At 55.6% G+C, this 20961-nt stretch carries 18 protein-coding genes; 1 reads left to right on the forward strand and 17 read right to left on the reverse strand.

The window, feature by feature from the left end:
• Positions 1-15: 15 nt before the first annotated feature.
• The 3 genes from J9253_RS05815 to J9253_RS05825 form a co-directional block, all read right to left on the reverse strand.
• Positions 16-1557, reverse strand: a complete 1542-nt coding sequence (locus J9253_RS05815; RefSeq protein WP_210223715.1) for an EAL domain-containing protein — start codon at positions 1555-1557, stop codon at positions 16-18.
• 132 nt (positions 1558-1689) lie between these two features.
• Positions 1690-1938 (reverse strand): excalibur calcium-binding domain-containing protein, encoded by a 249-nt coding sequence (locus J9253_RS05820; RefSeq protein ID WP_210223716.1) that lies wholly within the window; start codon positions 1936-1938, stop codon positions 1690-1692.
• Positions 1939-2248: 310 nt separating this feature from the next.
• Positions 2249-2887 (reverse strand): DUF3164 family protein, encoded by a 639-nt coding sequence (locus J9253_RS05825; protein ID WP_210223717.1) that lies wholly within the window; start codon positions 2885-2887, stop codon positions 2249-2251.
• 88 nt (positions 2888-2975) lie between these two features.
• Here J9253_RS05825 and J9253_RS05830 point away from each other — a divergent pair, with 88 nt between their 5' ends.
• A complete protein-coding gene (locus tag J9253_RS05830; RefSeq protein ID WP_210223718.1) occupies positions 2976-3377 on the forward strand; it encodes a hypothetical protein in 402 nt (133 codons plus the stop codon).
• A gap of 23 nt (positions 3378-3400) precedes the next feature.
• Here the strand turns inward: J9253_RS05830 and J9253_RS05835 are convergent, their stop codons facing one another.
• The 14 genes from J9253_RS05835 to J9253_RS05905 form a co-directional block, all read right to left on the reverse strand.
• Positions 3401-11185 carry a PLxRFG domain-containing protein gene (locus J9253_RS05835; RefSeq protein ID WP_210223719.1) on the reverse strand — a complete coding sequence of 2595 codons (7785 nt, stop codon included), beginning with the start codon at positions 11183-11185 and terminating at the stop codon, positions 3401-3403.
• A gap of 76 nt (positions 11186-11261) precedes the next feature.
• On the reverse strand, positions 11262-12692 hold the full coding sequence (locus tag J9253_RS21290; RefSeq protein ID WP_407701788.1) for a hypothetical protein: 1431 nt from the start codon (positions 12690-12692) through the stop codon (positions 11262-11264).
• A gap of 34 nt (positions 12693-12726) precedes the next feature.
• A complete protein-coding gene (locus J9253_RS05850; protein WP_210223722.1) occupies positions 12727-13497 on the reverse strand; it encodes a hypothetical protein in 771 nt (256 codons plus the stop codon).
• A gap of 2 nt (positions 13498-13499) precedes the next feature.
• A complete protein-coding gene (locus tag J9253_RS05855; protein WP_210223723.1) occupies positions 13500-13910 on the reverse strand; it encodes a hypothetical protein in 411 nt (136 codons plus the stop codon).
• A 124-nt stretch (positions 13911-14034) separates the two neighbouring features.
• Complete coding sequence (locus tag J9253_RS05860) at positions 14035-15942, reverse strand: hypothetical protein (RefSeq protein ID WP_210223724.1); 1908 nt, start codon at positions 15940-15942, stop codon at positions 14035-14037.
• An 8-nt stretch (positions 15943-15950) separates the two neighbouring features.
• Positions 15951-16361, reverse strand: coding sequence for a hypothetical protein (locus tag J9253_RS05865; RefSeq protein WP_210223725.1), 411 nt, complete (start codon positions 16359-16361; stop codon positions 15951-15953).
• Positions 16361-16684: a hypothetical protein gene (locus J9253_RS05870; RefSeq protein ID WP_210223726.1), complete on the reverse strand. Its 324-nt coding sequence runs from the start codon at positions 16682-16684 to the stop codon at positions 16361-16363. Before J9253_RS05870 ends, J9253_RS05865 begins: the two co-directional genes overlap by 1 nt.
• The gene (locus J9253_RS05875; protein WP_210223727.1) at positions 16684-17064 is read right to left on the reverse strand and encodes a hypothetical protein; all 381 of its coding nucleotides are present in this window, start codon (positions 17062-17064) and stop codon (positions 16684-16686) included. Before J9253_RS05875 ends, J9253_RS05870 begins: the two co-directional genes overlap by 1 nt.
• Positions 17055-17612: a hypothetical protein gene (locus tag J9253_RS05880; protein ID WP_210223728.1), complete on the reverse strand. Its 558-nt coding sequence runs from the start codon at positions 17610-17612 to the stop codon at positions 17055-17057. The genes J9253_RS05875 and J9253_RS05880 overlap by 10 nt, the downstream gene beginning before the upstream one ends.
• Entirely contained in the window at positions 17609-18256 is a 648-nt protein-coding gene (locus J9253_RS05885; RefSeq protein ID WP_210223729.1) for a phage adaptor protein, read from the reverse strand. The genes J9253_RS05880 and J9253_RS05885 overlap by 4 nt, the downstream gene beginning before the upstream one ends.
• Before the next feature lies 1 nt (position 18257).
• Complete coding sequence (locus tag J9253_RS05890; protein WP_210223730.1) at positions 18258-18464, reverse strand: hypothetical protein; 207 nt, start codon at positions 18462-18464, stop codon at positions 18258-18260.
• Between the two features lies 1 nt (position 18465).
• Complete coding sequence (locus tag J9253_RS05895; RefSeq protein WP_210223731.1) at positions 18466-18900, reverse strand: hypothetical protein; 435 nt, start codon at positions 18898-18900, stop codon at positions 18466-18468.
• 10 nt (positions 18901-18910) lie between these two features.
• Positions 18911-19882, reverse strand: coding sequence for a hypothetical protein (locus J9253_RS05900; RefSeq protein WP_210223732.1), 972 nt, complete (start codon positions 19880-19882; stop codon positions 18911-18913).
• Positions 19883-19904: 22 nt separating this feature from the next.
• Positions 19905-20885, reverse strand: a complete 981-nt coding sequence (locus tag J9253_RS05905; protein ID WP_210223733.1) for a hypothetical protein — start codon at positions 20883-20885, stop codon at positions 19905-19907.
• Between the last annotated feature and the right edge of the window lie 76 nt (positions 20886-20961).

A 20961-nucleotide genomic window follows, 5' to 3' on the forward strand; every position in this document is an offset into this window, starting at 1 on the left:
AATTGTTAGTTATAGTTATGTTCTAACACCACCCTGCACATAAGCAGCCGCCGTTGAATACGCGACTTTCAAGGCAGCTTTGTCCTGAATGCCCGGAATGATGACTGGGCAGCGGCTTTCAGCCAGTTGCGCAACAAAGGCTGGCAAACGCTGCGTTTTCGTCACATCCAGACATACCAGCGCAGGTTTCACCACCTGGACAAATTTCAATGCCCGTGGCTCATCCGGCAAATCGTCAATAGCCAGTTTGACGCCTACTGCCCGGAACAGTTTAATCACCTTGCTTAGGCCAGCCATTTGCTCCATGCAATCACGGTATTGAAGTGCTAACACAATCCGCTCTGCGGCGGCAGGTGCAGCATTCAGCAATTCGATGACGCGCTTCAAATCAGTTTCATTATTCAGAATCGACCCGCCCACTGACACAAAAACCAGATAACCGGGCTTTTCATTCCCCTGAGCTGACAGTTTCAACACTGCTTGCCCCAGATTCCAGTAGTCTAGACGAAAACGGCTAGCAGGTGTCACCAACTGTCTAAGCAAGGCGGCATAGTCCAGCCGTTGGGCTTTCTGCTGAAACTCGGGGGTAGCCATATACAGGTTGGGCAGATTCTCACGCAAACGCTGAAATTTGTGGAAAACCATGTTCATCCCGCTAATCGGCGGCGGCACAACCGCTTTGGCAACCGCCGACACCACTACCGGTGCGACAGGCGGGGCAGGTGCATCATGAAGGCGCTGTTCAGCCGCTTCCCACGGGTTATCCTGTTTACGCATTGACACGCCTTTAAGCATATTGCGTTCCAGTGGACGCACATGTAATTGGGTGCAACGCTTGCCCTTGAGCACTGCCGGAATGAAGCGAATTTCAGCCCGCATCCGTTCCCCATCCAAAGTACGCAAGGTAATCAGCAAACGGTTGGAAGGCTTGCTGCCCACATCAGCAGCCCTACTCATGGCCTCAAATGTTTTGCGCTCAACCGCTTCTGCCAGTTGGGCAACCGGCATGGAACGCACTTCAGCCATCCCCTCAAAGCCAAACAGGGTCACGTAAGCATTGTTGGCGTACAGGTGCATCCCTTGGGAAATATAGGCAATCGCCTCCCATGAATAATCTACCAACCAATGGCAGCGCAACTCCGACACGCCCAGCAGGTGCTTGCAGTCGCGGAAATCCTGCTTGATCGCCGAATAACGCAACAGGAAATCAATATACTGCCCGAAATACTCCAAGTCATTCAGGGGCAACGTGCAGGATTCAACCCCCATCAGCCAAGTGGTCAAGCCCTGCCATTCATCGCGGGAAACCCACACCAGCAAGGTATCAGGCGAATAGCGTTGCAGCATTTCCAGCAACTCGACAGACGGTGCTGACTTCTCATGCGGGCAAAACAGCAGGTGCGGCTGAAGCTCTTGCAACACCGGGATCAGTTGCTGCACTGATGCCACCTGTTTCAGCTCCAACAGCACGTCAGCATGGCGTAGCGCAGCATCCAGTGAAGCTGTTACTTCGACATTCTGATCAACGACTACGCAATGTATCTTCTGCTTTTTCATACCACAGAAGATACGCATCAGGCCATGACAAACCTACATAAAGACCGATTATCGAGTATGACTAGAGGATGAACTGCTTATCACGATTGCCGCAGTGGGGTAAAATCGTTCTCTTCGAAACTTAGCGGGGAATTATTTTCCGTTTTTTTTACGCCAGCTACGGCACACGCTCTCTTCATACTTTGAGCCACCCGGCAAGCATTCGCACGCTTCGCCGTCCTTGTCACGATCCAGACCTTTCCAGCCTTTTTTCTTGGCGTTGTAATAATCCTGCGCGGCGGACTGATTGCTGAACGACTTGCATGATGTACCCTTGGCATACGCGGCACTGGTTCCCAGCAGCAGGGATAGGGCAAAAATGGTGATCAACTTGGTTTTCATGGGGCGTCTTATAAAATAATCAACATAGCAGCAAAATCCGTTACCGGAAGCCAGAAACAAAAAAGGCTCACATTCATTACTGTAAGCCTTTGATGTTTTAGGGGGATTTGGTGGGCCCACTAGGACTCGAACCTAGGACCAAGGGATTATGAGTCTAAAGCAAAACACCAAATTATCAAGCATTTCACCCAATATCGTTTTCAGGGAATACCCCCGTTTCAACCATCATAATCATACACTTACAAAGCCATTTTCATGAGGAATCCACCATTGTGGGCGCTCAAAGCAGGGCAGGGCAGGATAGCCCAACTCAACCCACAGCCGCCAAATCCAACGCCACATGACGGTACTTATCGCTCACACCCACCCGCTCATACACATTAAAATACGTCGTCGTCCCGCTTGTCTGGATAGAATCCCGCAACGCATCCATCGCCGCCGCCCACTCCGCATCCGTCTCCCCATCAAAATTCACCATCTCCAACCGCAACAACCCCAACACCGCCTTGGTATTGAGTTCACCCTTCGTATTCGGCTTAAACGCCCGCATCACCAACGACTGCAACCGCGCATCCGCCCCATCCGACCACCGCGTAATACACGCCTCAATCAACGCCTTCGCCGCCTGCAACTCCTCCGTGAACGTAATCACCGCCGCCATCGAGCGCACCACCTTAAACTGCCCATCGAAGCTAACCAGGGAAAGATTCCCCTTATCCCCACCCACCTTAGCCCCATACTTCTCAGCCGCCACCCGCACCAAATCCTCCACATCCTGCATAGCACGCTCCTTAAACTCCCGCAGTGCCTCGCTCAACAACTTCGCATCATGCGCCAACGTCCGCACCACCTCATCCCGCAACAAATCCTGCTCCCGAATCTGCGCAACCGGCACCATATGCCCCAGCGCATTTTCACGATAACCCTCAGGCACAACCAACTTAGCCATTAAAACCACCTAAAAACACAAAATTACAGCAACCTAAGTATAATACAAAACAATAGCCGCCATAAAACAACAGGATAACCACAAAGCCATGTTACTGCCTGATACGACTGCTGAAATCGTCAACGCCCTTGAACGCCACCTCATCGCCAGCATCCTCGCCAGCATCCGCACCCGGCTACACAACTGGGGACGCTGGTGGTTCCGTGACAACCAACTCACCATCAACCGCGACACCGGCATGATCACCCAATCACCCGCCGGAAAGCTCCTCGACCATGCCCCCGTGCGCACCAACACCGGCTACTGGCAAAGCCACGGCACACCCATCAACACTGACGACGCCCTCAGTCTCCACCTGCAAATCATCACCCAGCTCAGCCCGGCTGAAAGGCGCGAAATCACCCGCCACTACGCCGAACACGCAACCGGCAGCACCCCAGCGCAACGCCAAACACGCCGCCGCGCCATCCAAAAACTAGCCGGATGCTAATTTGTGACATAATCTAAAAACAACTACTGGATACGCGCCGTCGCCTTCGCCAAATGTCGGCGGTGTGAATTCAAACTCTGCCGCAATGTCCCCCCATCAATTGGCTTCTCCATCGGGTTAGCCACATTCCACGCCATCGCCTCACTCATCGCCTCACCCATCAACTCAGCATCCCCATGCAAACTCCCCAGCCAATACTTATTCATCACCTGCTGACGGCTACGCGCTGTCCGGCTCTCCTGGCGCTTATCGTACCCAATCAGCTCATACTGCTGGGTCACACTATCCGGCGTAAACCCATTCGCCTTCCAAAACAATTCCCACGCATTCAAACTCTCCACCACAGGGTCGCCATTCAACCCCAGCACGCCCTCACCTGCAAATCGTAGCGCCGCCAGAGGGTCACGCACAAACTTAGGCACAACCTTCTCCATAGCCCTATCTACATGCCCATCTGCCAACAGCGAACCCGCCACCGGCAAGCCCAGAAAATACCCAATACCGGGGCCAGCCGCCTGCTCCAAATAATGCAACGCCAAATCCTTACCCTCCAACTCCCGATTTGGCGAGCGCACCAACAATTCACCAATCCCAATCCGACTAGAAAGATCAATCCCAAGGCCAGCATTCACCACCCCACGGAACAGCAGCGCCTCCATACCCTCACCACCCGTCTCCAACACCGCCTGGCGCATCTCCTCAACCCAATCCTCATCATCGCCCCACATCGCCGCCGCCATCAACGCCAGCGCTGCCAGCACCACATACCCCTGCACCCGCTTACCCGACGAAAACTTACCCCCCGCCACCATGCCGCCCAACGCCAACCCCGTAAAGCCCAGCGGCAACGCCGACACCCCACCCAATACAAACGTCACCCCCAACAACCCCAACAAACGCCCACGCGCCTTCACATCCCCCTTACCCCAATCCCGCGCATTCTTCAGCAAATAAAACAACATATGCTGGCTATACGACTTAAACATCAACAACACCTTCATGTGCGGTGCCTGCATCACCCGCGCCCGATTCGCATTAGAATAATCAAAATGCGCCATCGTCGTCATATCAAACCCCATCAGCACCGCCACCTCATGTGGCTTACCCGCCGACCGCGCCAACCGATACGCCGCCAATGCCGTCACCTCCCGGTTCACCACCTCAGCCCGCTGGAACAAATGCCCCACCTTCCCCATCCACTTCTGATACGTCACCGAATTCTGCAAATTATCCGTATCCCCAAGCCCGGCCAGCGCCAGCGCCTGCGACCGATCAACCAACCCTATCCCCTGCCATTCCGCCATTGCAGCAACCTCATCCGCGCTCAATGCCCCATCCCGAATAGCCGACTGCCCATCCGTCCACGACCCCTTCGCGCTCAACTGGCCAGCAGCCCGCAACAACTCCTTGCCCGCCTTATCAAACCCAAACTCAGCCCCCAACACCGGGTACGCCACCACCGCCGTCTGTGTCGTATTAATCAACGCCGCCGCAGGGGAAACCCCAAGGTACATAAAAAAGCCAAACGCACCCATCCCCGTCGCAAATGCCGAGCTAGTCGGGTTCAGCACCCAATCATGCCGCAGCTTCATCTCCTCCCGCAGATTCCCCGCCACCGAACGATTCGCCTCCGGCACACCCCGCGACTCCGTTTCAATCTCATCCAAAATCGCCACCAAATCATCCCGCGCTTCCAGCTTCGCAATCTGGTGCGCCTGATGCATCATGCTATGCGCGAAAGAATTCAGCGCATCCTCGCTATACCCCGCCGTCCCCTTACGGTGAATATGGCTCTTGCGCATCGACATATCCGGCAACAACTGCAACATCGCCTGATAAATATCGTCATCGACCTTCTGCCCAGAATCCTCCATCGTCTTCATCAAACCCATGAACGCACTCATTTCCGCCAAATCATCCTGCGTCTTCTTCTCGCTACGCACCCCAAAATCCACATTCTCAAACCCCTTCTCTGTCCACTCCTTCTTCAGAGTGGTCGCCTCCTTATCCGTATCCACCATCGAAAACACCCGCTCATGGGTATCATCCTGCAACACCCACGCACTACCACCAGCAGTATCCACCTGCACCGCCACCAACGGCTTACCAATCAAATCTGCCCGCGAATTCGCCGACGCCCTTGCCTGCTCCTCCGTCGCCCACGTCCCCGCATCCTGATTAGCCTCAGCCTCAGACGCAAAATAACGCCCATCCCCCCGAATCTGCCAGCGCACCTCCCCTGTGGTTGGGTCTGTTACCGTATCAATCGGCTGCGCCTTCTTCATATACGTCGTAATACCACCCACCAAATCCGTGCGCTGGCGCTTACCACTCACAAAATAGCGCCCCGCCCGGTGCAGCGGGAAGTAAATCCCATTCAAGCGGGCCGCCTCAAACTCCGCCCGCAACTTCCTGAGCAACGCCGCCTTCTGTGACTCACCCATTTCCGCCTTCGCCACATTCGCCTCAAGCGCCAACTGTGCCCGCTTAAACCGCGCCTCATACTGATCACGCGCCCCGGTAAAAATCGCCCTCGCCTCATCTGGCAAATTCCCAAACTTCCGCGCCAACTCCGGGTAATGCTTCGCCCGCTTCTCCGACTCAATCAACGCATTCTTCAAATTACGCCAATCAGTAGCCGCCCGCTCAGCCGCCTCAGTTGCCAAACGAAACGTCTCCGCACTCGCGTTACTCGTCGCCAACTTCCTCACCCGCATCTGCCGCGCCACCTTCAGCTTCCGCGCCAGCTCCACCACATCCGCTGTCGCCGCCACCTCCACCGCCGTGCGTCGCTGTGCCTGTGTCACCGACACCCCCGCAACCCCCAAATCCTCCCGAATCCGATCAACCCCACCCAACACACTCGCCTTCAACGGCTCATACTTCGGCAACGACGGGTCAACCCCAAAGCGTGTTGCCTCATGCATCACATGCGACAACGCCACCTTCACCTTGCGTGGCAACGCATTCCAGCCCTGCGCCAACTCCGCCGACTCCGCCAACATACCCGCCCGTGCCGCCTGCATCTCATCCAACCGCCGCAAATACCCCTGCATAGCCGTCACGCCATTTTCAACCCCAACCTCCACCAACTGGCGCAACGTCAGCGTACCCGCAAACCCATTCTTCACCACCTCATTCGCCTGACCCGCCGACCACGCCAACGACTTATCAATCAACTCCCTCGCACGCTTCAACCCCACCTTATCATCCGGCAAATCCACCCCATCCCACACCGCAGCATCTGGCGACCACTTAGGGTTAGGGTCAGCCACACTAAACTTCACCCCGCTTTCGCTAGCCCCAGAACGACCAAGCCCCTCACGAGGAGGGGCTTGGTCATCAACAGGCTGATTGTTTTGTCGGTCTACGCCGCCCGTAGCAGCGCCCGAATTTCGTCGGCTGATTGCCGCATCTCTTTCCGCAAGGATTCGGCTTCTAACGGACTCAACAGGCGTGAAGTTGGCAAGGTAGCGGGCTTCGCTTTGGGTAAGGGCTGCAAAGCCGTAGCCAGTGGCTTCTCTGAACGCATTCTCAATATCCCCATAATTGGTTCTGAGCTTAGAAAGTATGTCATCGGAAGGCTTCAAAGTAGCACTGAACTGTTTTCCGGTCAACGCCACCGACCCCGCAACCACCCCACCAGACTGCTGAATATGCGAAGCCAACGCCGCAAACGTACCGCCCTGAGTCAGCGTATCATCCACCAACAAATACTTTGCATTCTCAGCAATTTGACCATCAAACTCCGGCACATTAAAGATACGGTCAAGCCCCGACAACTCAGTACGCCCCACCTTCTTCGACTGGATAACCTCCAGCACCACCGCATTACCCGTTCTGCGCTCAATCTCCAGCGCCACCGCCAACGGAATCTTATTCCGACCCTGACTTTCTTCAGCCAACACCGGCATAACCAGCACATCACCCAACCGCCGAATATCCGCAATCATCTTATCCGTAACAAGATCACGCGCCACCCGACTAGCCGCAGCGGAATCCCCCTGCTTAGCTGCCTGATAATCCGGGTGATTATTCAAGCTACCCAAGGGGTTGCCAATCATCGCGGGTTCTAATTCAATTTTCGCATCATTCCTAGCCACCATCAGCTTGCCGCCTTCACTCACTGGGGAATGATTGAGTGTAGCACTCCCATCCGCCCAAGCCCGTGCCGCCCGTACCGCCAACGCCTGAATATCTGCCTCAGTCAACTGCCCTGGTGCAGCCCACTTAGGCAAGCGCTCAAACGCCCACGCCCGCACTGCTGCCACAATCCGCGCCACCAACAGCCGCGCCGCACCATAACCCTGCCGATTCGGGTTACGGGTAAAGTCCTCAATCAGATAAGCCAAACGCTCCGAATCAACATCTTTCGCGGGTGTTTTTGCAGCTTTTTGCCGTTCATCCGCCCGTAACGCATACGCATTACCCTTTTCAAGCAAGCGGTTAAAGTGCTGCACCACCACCGCATACTTATCCTTCAGCATCGCCGCCAGTCCCGCATGTTCCCCCGCCTCATGCAGGAACACCCCCCACGCATTCCCTGGCTGAATATTCTGTGGGTACAACGTCACCACCCCATTCAGAAAACTACCCTGCGCCCCATCCCGTGGCGGGCTATCCGACAACACCAACTTCCCGCTACGCTCCAACAACGCCAACCGCTTACCCAACTTCGCCGCCAATTCCGCCCTAACCCCAGACGCAGAAAAGCCGGAACTTGTCCGGCTTTTAGCATCTTGTTTGGAGAATATCCTATCTAGCCCGCCGCTTTGTAGCAGTTGACGCGCCCCGCGTAGAACCCTCTCCAGTATTGCCGATTGCCCTTCTTGTCCTGATACAAGGGACTGGATAAGAATGCCTCTTCGCAACGTATCTCTGCCTGCTCTCGCGCTACGGCTTCCGCTGGTATTTCCGATCTCCCTGAAATCAGCTTCCGTAAGGGGCACTCCCCTTGAGTCAACAAATTGTCTTTTTGAGAAATCATAACGTGCATTCCTTATCTCTGGGAAACGGTTGTGTAATGTTGCCAATGATACCGCTATCAATGATTTTAATCTATCAGCATCTGAGCCACGCCAATCAAGATCAGGAATCCCCTGCTTCTCATCACCTATCATCTGCTCAATAGACGGCGAAAAGTGGTCAATAGTTCCATACCGCAAAAAAGAAGACAGCATGTGCTGTGTACGGCGCATGGTAGCCGCCTCACTCAATCCATCAGGGTCTCCAATGAACTCAGCCTTATTGTTGTAAGCATAGTTGGCAATCGCCGCATAAATGCCGCCACCACCATCACCCTCACCCAAGCGGCTAACATCAATCCACACCTCTCTATCACCACGGTCTTCACGGGTATACACATAAAAATTCTTACCCTGCTCCGTCTGGAACATATAGCGGCTATCCGCCCCAGAAATCTTCTCCTCATCAATCCGTGTATCTTCCCCAAGGTAACGGGTATTGTGCGCCACCTCCGTCACCACATCTTCAAGCCTGCGCTGCTTGCTGATAGGGTAACGAAACGCCTCATCGTATTGCGCCAACTCCTGCAACACCTCCGCCGCAAAGCTCAGATCATCACCCCGAAACCTAGCGCCATCCCCCTCAGCCACACTAAACAGCCCATCATACTGAGGCTTCTCAACCTGCCCCACTGATTGCACCGCCGAATCAGCAATACCTTCGGCGCTAACCGCCGCCGCGCTCTCACCTGTTGGTACGACTGGCGCACGTCCCGCATCACCCGCATTTTCCACCCCTCCCACATTAACCAACGCCGTCTCAGGAATCGGCTTCAACCCAATCGGGTCAACCTCATTCAACTGCTGATCAACCCACAAACTTTCCCCCGTCGTCGGGTCAGGCAACTCCATCACCTGCCGACCATCAGCCAACACATGCGACGGCGCAAACGCATCCACCGAGCTTTCCACCGGGTTCCACAACGCCGCATCCCTTGCCGCCTGCTCACCCACAATCCGGTCAGCCGGACTATCCCACAGCCCATCAGCCCGCTGCTGCCCCGCCTCACTCGCAGCGGGTTCAATCGGCTGCCACAGCCCCGCATCCCGCGCCGCCTGCGCTCCACTGGCATCACTAGCGGCTGCTTGCTGGCCACTCACCCCGCCAGCTGTCGTACCCGTAGCCTTTTTCCCTGACAGGAACGCCCCGTATTCACTGCCAAACCGATCAACGTTCGTCCCCGCCTCAATACCAGAGGGCAGGCTTGTCCACGTAGACGACAGCGCCTTACCAACATCGCCCGTTTTCCCCGCCCGCAAATCACTCAGCAAATCCCCGCCCGTCTTGGCACGATAATCATCCTGTGCCAACTGCCACGCAGCCGCATCCTGACTTGCTGGGGAAAAGTCCGTCAAGCCCAACTTACCCGCAACGCCATCCCACGTACTGCCAAGGAATTGATAGCGACCAGCCGCCGAAGAAGTCTTACCCTTGTTTGGCCCACTCCGAATAGGCACAGCCACCCGAGGATGATCACCGTATCCACTGAATCGCTCACCCCCATATATCACGTCATAACCCGGCGACTCCGTACCCGCAATCGTATCCAACAACGCCCGCGCCTCTGGTGGCAACGAAGCATTCACCGTGCCGCTATTCTGTCGCGCCGGTGGTTGCGCCTGCGCCTGCACATCCGCCACTGGCGGCACTGGCTGCTCTTCAGCAACCGGCAGATCAGCAGGCGACATATCCACAGGTGGCTGATTACCTACACCATCCTGCTTTTTCTTATCTGACCGCTGTTTATACTTGTCATACGCATAGCCAGCACCACCCATTCCGGCAGTGATCAACCCCGTTTGCAGCGCATGACTTCGCCAAGCATCCCCCACATCCATCTTGTCATTGGTCAGGCCAGAATTATATTCAGCCTGATTCTGCCCCAGTGCTGTCACCGTTTCAGTGACATGCTCAGATGCCTGTTCAGCCGCCATACCTACCAGACCATGCTTAACTGCCTTAATCATTAAGGCATTACCTACTGCCTCGGGTATTGCCTCCCATACCCCGTATCTGCTTGCTTCGCCAATAAACTTGGCACGAGCTGCCGTCCATTCCTCTTGCGTAAGCGGCGCTCCCTTGGTTTTTTGCATCTTGTCGCGCAAATGATCAAGAAATTGGTCTTTTGAAGCATTAAATGCCACAGCGCCCGACGCTGCCATCCCCGCAGCAACACCGCCAGCGGGCGAAGTAAATGGCGTTACAGCCGCACCCGCACCTAATGACGCGCCCATTGAAGTTAAGCTATAGCCCAGTGACGACCCAATGCCCTGCAAGGAAGAATAGTTAGGGTCAGCATCAGCCGGTGGTGGCGTGTCGGTGGCGGTAATGGCTCGATCAAGCCACGATGAATCCTGAGCGTTATCACGCCCACCACGCGCATAGCGCAACACCGTATTTCCCATTGCCGGAATAACATCAGGCGCTTGGTCAACAACAACCTTAGCCCCTTCAGTTAGTGCAAGCGCTGGATTGCGCCCCTCCGGGTTCAACACGGGGCGATGACCCCCGACGCTTTTATAAGCCTGATTCAGTGAAATACCGTTATCTTGCGCTACTTTCTTCATGGCTATTTCATTGGTAGCCCTCTCCTTGTTTGCCCCAAATACACCCTGAATTGACTCAATCAACGTCGGATCCCAATTACGTGCCTCCGGCCTCGCCACGGGCTGCTGATCAAACTGATCAAACTGATCAAACTGATCAAACACATTAGCCTGAGCTGGCTTCGGTTGCGCCTTCTCTACTGGCTGCTCATCAAACTGGTCGAATACATTGCTCATAACGAATCCTCAAACGAAAAAAAGCCCCGGCAAGCTAGTAGCTTCCGGGGCTTGAGTTAAATGGTTAATGCGGTATTTAGGGCAAATAGCCGTACTTCTGCTGGAACATCGCCCGTACCGAGGGCGTATCATTCTGCTTCAAATAATTGACAGCAGACGCGGGTGCAGCAGGAACAGCCGCCCCACTCCCCGACAACGCCACCTTCGACGGGTCATACGCATTAGCCTTATCCCACGGACGGAACATATTATATTCATTCGTGGAAACAGCAGGTTCCAATGACTGATAAGCCTGCTGCACAGCTACTGATGGGTCAGCACCGTTCCGCATCAAACCCTCTGCCCGCGCTTGCAAATCAGTCTGCAACATCCCCAGTTCACTCTTTGGAAGATCAATGCCCTTATCCTTCAAATAGTTTTCCGTCATCGAATCCAACGTCAGTGCATCCACGGGCAACTCAGCAGGCTTCTGCGCCTTCTGGTACAACTGCTTGGCCTCACCCGTCGCCCGATTCACAGCATAACCATCACCAGCACTTACCCATTCACTCTGAACTGGCTTCACCACCTTCAAAAACGCATCCATCGACTCAAAACGCTTTACCCCACTCGGCCCCTGAATCTGCACACTGCCATCAGGCATTTGATCTAGCTTCACATTCCCGCCGTAAGCCGCTGTGATCGACTGCTTCAACGGGTCAAGATTCCCCGTCGTCAGGTAATGATCAACACTATTCTGCAACGCATTTTCATGCAAATCATCCTGCGTCTTCTGCAACGCCAGCGCATTCTCCGTTGGCGCCAACTGCTGCGCCGACTGCAACGCCAACCCCTGCTTAGCATTCGCCTGTTTCTGCTGCTCCACCTGCAACGGGCTTAACTGGTAATTCTGGTAGTTCGACAAATCCCGCGCATAGTTCCCCTGCCTCTGCTGCGTCACCGTCAGCGGATTCATAGCCTCAGTCTGCTGATTCGACAAATCCCGCGCATAGTTCCCCTGTTTCTGCTGCTCCACCTGCAACGGGCTTAACTGGTAATTCTGGTAGTTCGACAAATCCCGCGCATAGTTCCCCTGCCTCTGCTGCGTCACCGTCAGCGGATTCATAGCCTCAGTCTGCTGATTCGACAAATCCCGCGCATAGTTCCCCTGTTTCTGCTGCTCCACCTGCAACGGGCTTAACTGGTAATTCTGGTAGTTCGACAAATCCCGCGCATAGTTCCCCTGCCTCTGCTGCGTCACCGTCAGCGGATTCATAGCCTCAGTCTGCTGATTCGACAAATCCCGCGCATAGTTCCCCTGCTTCTGCTGCGTCACCGTCAGCGGATTCATAGCCTCAGTCTGCTGGTTAACCAAACCCCGCTGATAATTCTGTTGCTGCAACGCCTGAATATCCAACGGATGCTGCGCCGCAATCCGCCGCTCCTGCGCCAATGCCAGCCTGTCCCGCATCGCCGCCCGCTGCCCATCCACAAACCCACTCAACGCCAAACCATTCACGATAGCCACCTTGCTTGCATACGCATATTCACCTGATTAAACCCTACTGACCACCAAAGCCACCATTGCTCCACGCATTCTTCAGCGTCCCCCACTCCGACACATACGGGTTAACCGCTGACTGATTCGCCGACGCCACAGTATCCGGCTTGCGGTAAGCATCCACCAAATTCCCCGCAATCGTCCCAAACTCATACCCCGCCGCCGTACCAGCCCCAGCCGCTTGCGCACCATAACCACTACCCAGCGCACCAAACCCAGAAGCCGCGCCCGACATCATCCCCGACCCACGGTTCACCAGCCCAGCCCCATACTCCACCTGCTGATTGCGCCGAGTCCAATTCGTCTCCAGCGCACCCTGTCGCGCCTGATTCTGTGCGGCTGCCCTACTGCCCGACAACGCCAACGCATTCTGATCCTGCATCGCCAACCAACGTCCATCAGTGGCTGCAACGCCGTTACGCTCAAGATTGCGCTGCGCCGACTGCAACGCCAGCCCCTGATTCTGCACCACGCCACTATCCGCCAGCCCCGCGTAATAATTCGGATCAACCCCCGTCTGCGCCGCGTGCAACTGCGACAACGCCAACGGCTCATAATTATCCTTGTACTGGTCAAAGAAATGCTGCCCCATATCAGCCTGCTGCCCATACAACCGCGTCTGCTCCGCCATCATCGCATTCTGAGCATCACTCGCTTTGTTGGCGGTAGAATTCGCTGATAGCCCATCGACTATGCCACCAGCTGCCGCGCCAAGCGTTGGCACACCAAACGCCGACCCCACCACCGTCCCAATCGCTGAAAACAGTCCCATACTTATAATCCTTGGTTCAGTCTATTAATCACTTCAGCGTTTTGACCCTGCAAATTCTTCACCACAGCCACCAACGCCGCCACATCACCCAGCAACTTGTTGTACTCACCGGCTAATGCCAGCAACGCCGCCTTATTCGCATTCGCAAGGGCAGCCATACTGTCAGGGTCAGCAGCCACCGCATCAACAGGCAGCGCCAACGCCACTGACACCGCTGTTACCCCAGCGCCACCCGCCGAGCGCACCGGCAACTTTGCCGCCTTGGTCACGCTGTCATCCGCCGTCACCGCCGTGCTAGCACTAACCTCCAGCGCCCGGAACACCGCAATCTGGTTATGCCGCAACGCCTGTAAAATTTGCCGCAAATACGCATCCGCCACTAACGACGGGTCAGCCACCGCCACCTGCTTCACTTCAATAAATTCCCGACTTGCCAATGGCCATAATGACAGCCGCAATGCCACCAAGAATAATGCCAATGCCGCCCATGATCTTCAGTGCCATGCTGCCAATCGCCTCATACTTCATCATTTTATCCTAAAGCTGGATATGCCCATCTGTCACCACCACCCGGTGCACCTCAAACAGGCTCAACACGCCCACCATCCAATGCTTCGCCCGTGGCAATACCGGCAAATAAAACGGCTCATCATCATCCGTATCCTGCCGATAGACCTCCACGCCATCCGCAAACAGCAGCAACGTCACCGGATGCTCATCTGCCTCAATCTTTGCCCGCACAAACGACGCGGGGCGCGGATACTGGGTTTCCCCGCTACGCCACATTAATACCGCCTGTATCCCCTCGCCATGCTTCCACAGCTTGCCATCCTCAGCCGTCCACAACGCATCCACCTCAGTATCCTGCCACAGTGCTGTGGGGAAATTGGTTTCTGTCGTCAGCAAGTCATCACCATCACGCAGGTGAAACACCCAATGCACCAACCCCGACACCACATGCAGCCGCTCCTTATGCCAACCACAGCGCATTGTTTCAGGCGAATGATTACGCCACTGCTCCGGTGTAATCATCGGCTCAGTAAACACCTCAGCCGACCCCGCCCGCACAATCACCAGCCCATTGGATGAAGCATACCCCACCCCATAAACCCCCATATCCACCAAGCTGAACGCTGACAAACACGGCTCAAAGGCTGATACCTTCGTTGCCGTCATCGTGTCAGGTGTATAGCCGGTGACGATATACGGGTGCTTAGTAGTGGCTACCACCAAGGAATTCTCAAACGCCCCGCAAATCCCCACAATGTTGCCGTCGATCTTGGTCAGCGTGTATTCAACAGGCCATGCATGAGGCTGATTGATTTCCGAAAAATACAAAACATTGCCAGCAAAACCAGCCATAAACCCATTGGGCATCCCGACAAGTCCCTGCAAGTCTGCGGGTGGTGGCTCCCACGTCGCCGAAGGCAACACCTCGCCCAGCTCAGTATCAAGGTTATTATCCGTATAGACCGCCTGCGTATCCGGGAACTCAGCCACAAACCGGAAAGCCCCACTACTATCCGTGCGGTACAGCCGGATACGGTCAACATTTCCATGCGGTGACGCCACAAAACCAGACAGCACCACATCATTGCCCGCATCCACCAGCACCAGATCAGACGCATCAGACGGCTGTGATTCCTCGCCCCATGCCGTGACATAAGTATAAGCATACGCCCGCGTCAAGCTGGCACTGTCAGCCGCCGAATAGGTAAGCTTAAGCGCCATCAATACCGGGTTTAACGTGCCATCATCGAATGCCGTGTCTGTGCCGCTGGTACGGTCAAACAACGAAGCAATCACCTGATTACCATTCAAATACAAATCCGAATTACCCGCCCGGTAGGTGTTGCTGCTGTACACAATGCCCAGCAGGTCAGCGCCCTTGAGCACCTCAACCGATACCCCGAATTCAGATTCAGCCGGGGCCGTAACCCGTGCCGGGGGTGCAAACGTGTATTCCTTGCCCGCATCCACCACCGCAGGCGTGATCGTAGCCTTGTCATACATACCGCCATCAGCCCCTTCATAGAAGCCCGAAAAACGGTAGGTGTAAACACTGTAATCCGTGGGGGAAGCCACGACAGCCAGCGCCGCCGCAGGTTTATTGATAGCCAGATTATAGGTAGTGCCATCACAATCACGCACCACAGGTTCACCATTGCCTGCAATGTAAAGGCGTTCGCCCGTCTCGCCGGGCATTACGCGTTGGGCAAAGTAGACTTTTCCCGGATACGACAGCCACGTGCCACAATGGCGGTAGAGAGACCGCGTACCCAATAACACGCCAATGCCCGCATCCAGCGGCAAACGCCCCGGCGCAACATTGCCATGAAGGAGATAAACATTCTCAGCCACCGTTGCCATCGCCTCACGTAACAACCGCCGGGAAGTACGCGGGCTTAGCCCATTAAACACCGTCAAATCGAAACCGTTAGCCATATCACCTCTCAGAACGTCAGTTGCTGGAAGGCCATCCCCTCACAGGAATTGCCACCCGCCACCTCACGCCCACCCAACTTCGCCCCATCGGATAACGCATTGAAGATCATCTGCGAAATATTCGGCTCAAAATACACCATATCCCCCATCCGAAAATCCATCGCCAGCCGGTAACATTGATCCTGCACCCGCTGAATGCCCCACTTATCCCCGTCGGTGTTCACCACCTTCACGATTTCCTTGTATACCCCATTGCACCCCGTCGCCGGTCGCACAATCGCCACAAAGAAATAATCCCCTGAATCGGGCTTCACCGTGGGGAAACAAGCCGTCCCCGCCACAATCATCAAGCCCTCATTCGCATACAGGTCAGCCCGCAACTTCGTCTGCGCCGCATCCCCAAACAAAACCTTGCCCATCAGAACGCACTCCTAAAACCATAACGTGTCGGCGGCTGATGCGCAGGCTGCCCATGCGAACGACACCCGCAATCACTGCCCGACACCACCTGACCACACTCATGACAGCCACCACCGCAACCCCGATGATCAACCAACACATAATCCTGCACCTGCTGCTCCGGGTAAGCGGGGAAAATCTGATAAGCCTCCGCCGCATGATGCACCTCATGCACCGGCAACAACGCCACAGGCTGACGATGATACCCAGCACGATACCCGCACCCCTGCACCACCCGTGCCACCCGTGGGCGACATTCCACCACCGCAAATTGACAAGCCATTAGCAAACCTCCCCAACGTCAAACAATACCAACTCCTGCACCGGCATCTCACTGCCCTGGTACAACAGCACCACTTGCGCCTCATACAGACCATCAGGCCACGCCGCGAAAGGAACCCCCTCCAACAACACCGCCCGCTCATCAAACATCAGCGTCGCATCCAACAGCACCGGAAAACGCGTCACCCGTGTTTCGTCATGACACCCACGCCCCACGGCATGAGTCACCACATCCCCCACACGCGGCAACCCACAAGCCGACAGCCAACCACGCGGCGCAATCCGCACCCGTGCTGCCATCCCCTCAATCAGGTCAACGCCTTCCAGATAAAACACCGTCTGGGGCTGGTCAAACCGCAACCCCTCATTGATCACACCCATCGCAAACCTCGCATACGCGGCATAGCCACGCCCTTTTGCGCCCGCTCAGCCGCCGCACTGTCCGAAACCAACATCGCCTTAGCCTCCCGATACAACGCCATAAACGCCGACGCCAACGCCGGGTTACTCCAACGCTGCTGCGGAACCAGCAACAACCGCGCCAACGCATGATTCACCACCGCATCCTGCAACGCCTGTGGTGCATCCATCAGCGCAGACGGTACAAGCTGAACCTCAGCCAGCAACACCGCCCCAACCTCCTTGGGCGCATCCTCCAGCCGAATCCCATCACGGGTACGCTGATAAGCCACCGGCGTTCCCGCCAATGTCACCCCCAACACCCCCGCCACCGCCCGACCCACAGGTGCATCCAACGGATACTCCCGACAACCCGACCGCGCCAATAAGCGCCGCTGAAACGTCTCCAGCCCAATAGCATTACCCACCGACCGCAAGGCACTATCCAAATACGACCGCGCCAACAACGACGGGCACTCAGGTGCATGAAGCAACACCTCACCCAACGCCAACTCCAGCCAATCACTCATTCAGATTTTTGCCTGTCGTAATGGGTAACAGTGGGCGGCTTATCCCGCCCGCCCTGTACCTTAATCCCCGCCTTCTGCGCAAACGACTGCGCAAACGCCGCCGCCAGATTCACGTTATCCGCGTATTCCGCATCCTTCGCATAAGCTGCCGACACCACATAATCCACCAATGCTGCCCGGTACGAATCCTGCAACACCAACCGATCACCCAAGCCCACAATCTCCGGCTGATACACCGACACATAAGCGCGAACCCTCACGCCATCACGCGGCAACGGGAACACATAAAAATCTGTCCCCGCCACATCATCCTGCCAGTAATCCCACACCTCGCGGGCATACTTATAAAACGCATACTGGCGCTCAGCCATCTGCAACGCAAAACGGTCAGCACGGTTCACCGACCGCCCCATATTCCCGTTCTCATCCACATTAGCCTCCAGCCGCAACAAGCGCCGCACACCCTCCGGCACTGCCTGACGGTGATCACCCACCATCACCAGCACCCGATGTGCCGCCGCCTCTTCCGGTTTCGCGTCGCCTACAGCGTCCACACCATCGCGCAACCACTGCAACAACTCGGCATCAGGCCAACGCTGCGAGCTGGTTTCATCCCGCAGCGTCACCCGAACACGAGTGATCACCTCACCCGCCAGCACGTTTCTTACCAGCAGCAGGCTTCACTTCAACGGCGGGCGCTTCTTCAGCCGCCACCGCCACATCATCCGGCGTAGCAGCACCTTCCGGCACCACAAACACCTCAGCCCCTTTCGGCAACACCATTCCCGCCGAAAAGGCGTGAACAGTCCCATTCACCGCACGAATCCACGTACCAACAGGTAAATCACTCATATCAACCCCCGCCCATTCGCGTCCCCATCGGGGACACATCCGCCAGCCACAGCGCCACACCCAAAATCCCCTCATCCGCATCCGCGTCGAGGGTGATATAAACGGGCGTCTCCACCGTGACAAACTCACGCACATCCTTAAAGCCCTTCACGTTCTGACCCACATTCAAGTCAGAACTGAAATACTTATCCGGCACAGCCTCCGTCCCCACTTTGAAGGGAACAGACACGCTGGAAGGCGTCTCAACGATGAACGAAGCCCAATCAATAAAATGACCCGGCATCAACAGCGTATCCGTCAACTGGAACTTCTCCCCTGCCTTCGCCGGGTGTTTGCAGAAATTCCGTACCCAATCCGCACGCCCAGCAATCGTGCTGTACGCCGGAATCGGCGGGTCACACGAAAACGCACACGGGTTACTCTTACAGCAACTCATAACCTACTCCTTAACCTTTAGTGACACGCGCCAGCGCCAAATACTCAGGGTTCGTTACCATCCAGTCATACACTTGCAGACCCCGGTAAATATCCCCAAACGTTTCTTGCGAACGCAACTTGCTTTCCGTCTTGGTCAACTGCGTGGCAAACGTAATCGCTGACGTATGCCCCGCCACAATGTCAAACACACGCTGACCGCCCAGATCATAGTTACGCACCAGGTTAGACATATACACTTCCATGCCGTCGATCATGCCGATCTTGCCATTACGCAACGGTGACTTGCTCTCACCCAGTGCCGACGCATCCTGAAAGCGCGGGTGCTTCAACACCAGATTCTTGAGCCACTGCGGAATCACCACAAACAGATTGCCCTCATCATTTGGCACATCGTTCTCTTCCAGCGTACTCATCAAGTCGATCAGCACATTGATTGCCGAGTTCTGGCAGTCGCTACCACCACACAGCAGTTCCAGCGGGTTGCAACCACCCGTACCCACACCACCAAGGTTATACGCGCCCGACACAGCGCCCGCCTCGCAGCCCTGATTGCACGGCGACACATGGAACGGCAAATCACACAGCAGCTCCGAGTCAATGCGCTTAGCACCGTTGATGGATGACTTCTTGATAGCCTTCATCGGCAACGACTTCTCGTTACGCTGCACGGTATCCACATCGTCATCCACAAACATAAAGTAATGGGCGCGATTCACATCCATCACCACCGGCTCACTTTCCAGCTTGCCCGTCAGCTCCAGCTTCTGGCCTTTGTGGTACTTCGCCCACTGAATATCCGGCACACGCGGAATAATGACCTTATCGCCCTTGCCACGAATCTCGCCCTCGAAATCCGTGTTAGTAATGGAAGAAGCCACTGTCTGAGTATAAAACTCATGCAACCACTTACCACTCCATACCTCAGGGATATAACCGCTGGCTTTCTGGTCTTGAAAGCCCGGCGCACGTTGTACAGCCATCTAAACACCTCTCAAAAAAACACTAGGCAATGCCCATGTGCTTCTCAGACAAGTTAATGAGCTTCTCAATTTTGCCCCACTTGCCCCACATGGACTCATCCCGATACTTGCCGCGCCGGAAATCAGCGCGGTACTGCTCAATTTGTTGCGGGTTAAGGTATTGTGGGGTAGCCGGTTGGGTAGTCCCTGCCCGACTCCGACCCGGTGAAACTTGACTCTGTAACGCCTGCTTACGCTGTTGGGTGGTCTGCACGTCCGCCTTGAAACGCTGCATCATCCCAATCAACCTACCCGCCTGCATCTGAGTCTTCGCCTGCACCATCAGGTCATAGAACGTCGCGCCACTGGTGCTATCCACCTGCTGACCCCACGACTGAAATTCAGGGTTACTGATAACCTCGGCATAATCCGGCACAGCCTCCAGCACATCCGTCTCGAACATTTCCGCACGCATCGCGTGAAGCTGTTCCATCGGCACAACCTGCTGGGTCTGGCTGTTGGCAACGGGTGTGGGCGCGGGTGCGGTTTCTGGTTTGGTTGACTGGTAATACTGATCCAGTGCCGTCAACGTATCTTCATCAAACGTCTCCAACACCTTGCTACGCGCCGCATGACGTGCCTGCTCTTTCTCGGCTTGCGCCTTCAGTGCCGTCTCACGTTGCGCAATCACCTGTTCAACCGTCTGCGACAAACCACTCTGGAACTGCGCCAACTGCTGACGCAATTGCGCCACCTCCTGACCCTGTGACCGCAACCGCCCCTCAGCAATCTTCGCCCTATGCTCCCAGTTATCACCACCCGCGCCCGTCGCCTCTGGCTTATCCACCAGCGGCACCGGCACACCACCCTCACCTAAATCAGCCTGATCCTCTTCATGAGCCATGTCTGAGCCATCGCCCTCAAAGGCTTGGGATTCATCCAGGGAATCAACCAGCGGGGCTTCATCAACCACATCCGCCTCAAGGTCAACCTCATCCAAATACTTATCAGTCTCCGCGTTCATTCTGAGAACACGTTCAGGAATTCCTGCCATACAATACCTCTGTGTAAGCCCCAATCGGGGAGTTATCACGTCACGA

It is taken from the genome of Thiothrix litoralis, from assembly GCF_017901135.1.
In the GTDB taxonomy this organism is placed as follows: Bacteria; Pseudomonadota; Gammaproteobacteria; order Thiotrichales; family Thiotrichaceae; genus Thiothrix; species Thiothrix litoralis.